The organism is Candidatus Parvarchaeota archaeon (assembly GCA_016866895.1).
GTDB lineage: Archaea > Micrarchaeota > Micrarchaeia > Anstonellales > VGKX01 > VGKX01.
In genome coordinates, this window is record VGKX01000134.1 from 1 (window position 1) to 3,546 (window position 3,546).

At 45.1% G+C, this 3,546-nt stretch carries 2 protein-coding genes; both read left to right on the forward strand.

Features of this window, described 5'->3' with window-relative positions; genetic code table 11:
• Positions 1–94 precede the first annotated feature (94 nt).
• Entirely contained in the window at positions 95–3,214 is a 3,120-nt protein-coding gene (locus tag FJZ26_04965) for a hypothetical protein (GenBank protein ID MBM3229757.1), read from the forward strand.
• Positions 3,215–3,216: 2 nt separating this feature from the next.
• Positions 3,217–3,546 (forward strand): hypothetical protein (locus tag FJZ26_04970; protein ID MBM3229758.1); only part of this gene is annotated, 330 nt, incomplete at its 3' end.

The window sequence follows — 3,546 nt, forward strand, 5'->3', positions numbered from 1 at the left end:
AATTGGGTGCAAATAAAACCTAAAGAATGGCTGAACCAAAGCAATGATGCCAATTCGGATAAGGCAAACAACAAAATAACGGATGTGGTTGCAAATGATTGGAACAAAACACCAAAACACCTGCTATTTTTTCGCATTTTTATTCCTTGCTTTGCCTGTTTTGTCCAACTCATTGACTATTGACGTCACAAACCTCAAACCCGAATCATACTCACTTTTCACCGGGTCAAATATTGAAACAGGGCCGACGGTTCAAATTTCCTACAAGGTGACGACAAGTCCAGCAACCCCTGCAACTTGCTCAATATATGTGCAAAAGGGGTGGCAGGAATCGCATGACTATGAAAACGTCACTGGTTACGAACTTAAGGACACGGCTACAGTCAACAGCGGAACAACCAGAAGATACGCTGCAAAATACGAAAACGGTTTTTGGTATGATTGGTATGTCAAGTGCACTGCAGGCGGCGTAACAAAAACAACAAACTCGCAGTTCTTTGACACAACAAGCATAAAGGATTTGAAACCGGCAGACGATGCTGAGTTTGCAAAACCAACGGTGGCCACCACTTACAAGGCGACATCAAAAAACGGCGGAGTGATTAATTGTTCAATTCACCAACGCAACTCATATCTGAACGATGATTATAAAGTTGTGGACAATGCACTTGTGGCAAGTGGAACAAAAAGGACATACGTTAAATCTTATCCGGACTGGTCAGACATTGAGTGGTATGTCAGTTGCAAAACCCCTGGCGGCGCATACGATGAGACGACAGTACGAACTTTTTCTCTTGACCATGGCATCAAGATAGATGTTTTTACCCCCCCTTCTTTTCAAGACTCCGCAGTTACTATCTCATATGAAGCGGAATCTGATGCCACATCCTCGCCAGACCTCAGATGCGACTTATATATAAACAACAATAAAGTTGAATCGGCAACAGTTTCAGACGATGAGACTCACGATTATGAAACTACTCTTGCCCCAGGCGTATATGACTATTATGTCTATTGCAAATACCCAAATAATGCAAACCCAAGCAGAGAGGGCTTAAGCGAGACTGGGACATTTGAAGTCGAAAAACCGCTAACAGTCACAGCCAAAAATCCGCTCAACAACGCAGTTGTTCCAAATCCGGTTTCCATGTCGTTTGCAGCAAGCTCAAATACGGGTTCTGATATGGACTGCAGTCTCTATATTGACAATGTAAAGAAGTACGGCACAGGACTTGTTTCAAATCCAGGCGCAATGCCTGTTGCCCCAATAACCCTTTCCGCAGGTGCGCATTCCTGGTATGTGCAATGCGTCAGTGAAGACGGCTATTCTGCCAAAAGCGAAACATGGCAGTTTACTGCAAGCGAGCAGCCAAAATCAACGCCGAGTCTTTCAGTAAGGCCGCAAAGCCCAAGCAACGGTTTTGTTTCAACCATCCAATCGGTTGAGCTGGTATACATTGTGACTACAAATAGCACAAGTGCGCCTTTATGCACGACATTTGTAAACAATGCCCCATACGCATCCATTTATGGCAAGGGTGCCAAATCAGTCAGTTTCATGACAGAAACGTCAGGCGCGTATGTTTGGTACACATCCTGCAGTGTTGATGGCGCACAGGCAACAGGCGCATCAAGAAATTTCACAGTCAATCTCCAGCCTGCAAACCCGGCAATGCTTTCCATTGCGTCCCCTGCAAATAATTCGGTTCTGACAAAGCCAAATGTCAACCTGTCCTACTATCTTGCAGGGGGGACAAGTGCCATCTGCGATTTGTATGTCAACTCTGAAGTCAAGGATTCAAGGCAGGCGACTGGATATGTCACTTTTGTGGCTGCGCTTCAAAACGGCGTTTATGACTGGTATGTAAGTTGCACTAATGCCGGTGGCAAGTCAACAAGTCCAACCTATAAATTTACAGTTAACGCTCCAGTGCCACGCGTAAGTGCTTCCCTTGACATGCCTGCAAACGGTTACAATAGCACCTTGGCAAATGTTACTTTAGGCTACAGGGCATTTGTGATTAATGCGGACGCACCTGCTCCTGTTTATGCCACATGCACAGTATATGTTAACGGGCAGGAAAAAGACACGAGGCAGGCGCTTGGGACTACACTGTTCAATTCTGAATATGCAAATGGAAGTTACGTTTGGTATGTCACATGCACCTATGGCAGTGCGTCAAACACGACTCCTTCAAGAAATTTTGCCGTAAACGCTCCAAACAGCCAAATCCAGCCAAAGGCACCCACACAACCATCGCCCCAGCAAACCAACCAGAATCCACAATTAACCAATATCCAAAATGGGGAAACACAACAACCAGCCGTGCAACCGGGGAGTGTTGCCGTACGGCTTTTAAATCCGGCTAAGCAGACTTTCACCCAGTCGCTTGTAAGGCTTGCCTATGTGCCAACCTCAACTGACGGTTCTGACTTTAAGTGCAAGGTATTCATAAATTCGCAGGAGCAAATTCTTGGTGCCTCAACCGTGAAAAGCGGCCAGAAGGCTGAATTTTCCACATCGTACAATAATGGAGCATATTCTTGGTATGTTGAATGCAAAAACTCCCAAGGCGCAAGTGGCACAAGCAGGACGAATCAGTTTATTGTCAATGTGCCAATACCGGCTGAAATTGACATCAGGGACGGGGAAATCGAGCTTTTGGCGCCTGAAAACAATTACGAGTCAAAGGCAACAAGCATAGTTGACATAGGTTTTGTCCCGTACACAAAATATGCTGGCAAGATATCATGCTATCTCTATGTGAATGGCGCACTTGTCAAGGAAATCAAGTCAGACCCAAATTCAAAAGTGTTCTATTCGGCTTCCTACAAGCCTGGCAGTGACTACACGTGGAATGTCATCTGCAAAGCAGGAGAGCTCAAATTTGAAAGCGAAAAGCGGGGCTTTACTGTAAGCGAATTTGCGGTAATCCAAGATTCAAAGGAATTTGAGCTTGCTTCAGGTCCTGCACAGGCATTCAACCAGCTTTTCGGGTTTGCAACCCTTTCGTCAAGCAAGAACAATGATGGCACTGCAATTGTTGCGGTAGGCGTAATCGTTCTCATACTGCTTGTTTTGTTGTTCTATAAGTTTTCAAAAACACAGGGGAAAGTGGGCAGCCCACCATCCCTAAAAAGCACGCACGACAGTGATAAAATAGCACCAAAACAGAATAAAAAGTCAAAAAAAGCCAAAGCAAGGAGGCGATGAACATGGCTAACACTATCCCTAGAACTCGCTGTCCTCTTAGCAGTGCCTTATCCAGCCCTGCCACGCTGCACGCACTGATTGCAGTCGTTCTGCTAATCTCGGTTGTTTTTTCCGCCACAAACAATGTGATTTTGAACAGTCCGCAAGAGGGTTTTATAACAAACTCAAGCAGTGTGGAGTTCAATTATACGGTGACCACTTTCAAGCCTTCTGATAAAGTCAAATGCAATCTTATGGTTGATGAGAAGAGCAAGAAAAGCGAAACGTTCCAGTACGCAACTGCCTACCAGGCATCAGAAACAGTAAAACTTACAGACGCTCAACACAAAGTT

Excerpts from the sequence above, each read along its gene's own strand:
- FJZ26_04965 (MBM3229757.1), top strand. The coding sequence starts at position 95 with ATGATTGGAACAAAACACCAAAACACCTGCTATTTTTTCGCATTTTTA.